A 710-nucleotide genomic window follows, 5' to 3' on the forward strand; every position below is an offset into this window, starting at 1 on the left:
GCCGCACTGGAACGCCGTTTCCAGATGGTGAAAGTCGACGAGCCGGACGACGACACCGCCTGCCTGATGCTGCGTGGCCTCAAATCCCGCTATGCCGAACACCACAACGTCCACATTACCGATGATGCCGTGCGTGCGGCCGTTACGCTGTCCCGTCGTTACCTGACGGGTCGCCAATTGCCGGATAAGGCCGTTGATTTGCTGGATACCGCCGCCGCGCGCGTCCGCATGAGCCTAGACACCGTGCCTGAACAAATTGTGCGTCTGAAAGCACAGCTGACCGCACTCGAACTGGAAGAGCAGGCGTTGCTGGAAGATATCTCCGCCGGCAGCAACCGTCATGGTGACCGTCTGGCTGTCATTGAGCAGCAGCGGGTTGAACTGGATGCGCGTATCGAGGAGCAGGAAGCACGTTTCAGCACTGAAAAGGCGCTGGCACAGCAGCTGATGGCCAGCCGCCAGGACATCAGCCAGCAGGCTGAAATTTCTGACCTGCAACAGCAGCTGGAGCAGGCACAACAGGGCGACGTGCTGGTTCAGGTGGATGTGGACACCCGCACGGTCGCCAACGTGATTGCCGACTGGACCGGCGTGCCGCTGTCTTCCCTGATGAAAGACGAGCAGGCCGAACTGCTGACGCTGGAAAATGAAATCGGAAGCCGTGTCGTCGGTCAGGATGTTTCCCTTGAGGCTATCGCTCAGCGCCTGCG

The 710-nt window shown here is 60.3% G+C and carries 1 pseudogene; it reads left to right on the forward strand.

The features are described from left to right. Positions 1-710: pseudogene (locus AU511_RS17040) on the forward strand (type VI secretion system ATPase TssH); the annotation flags it as partial.

Source organism: Lonsdalea iberica, assembly GCF_002111585.1.
GTDB classification, from domain to species: Bacteria; Pseudomonadota; Gammaproteobacteria; order Enterobacterales; family Enterobacteriaceae; genus Lonsdalea; species Lonsdalea iberica.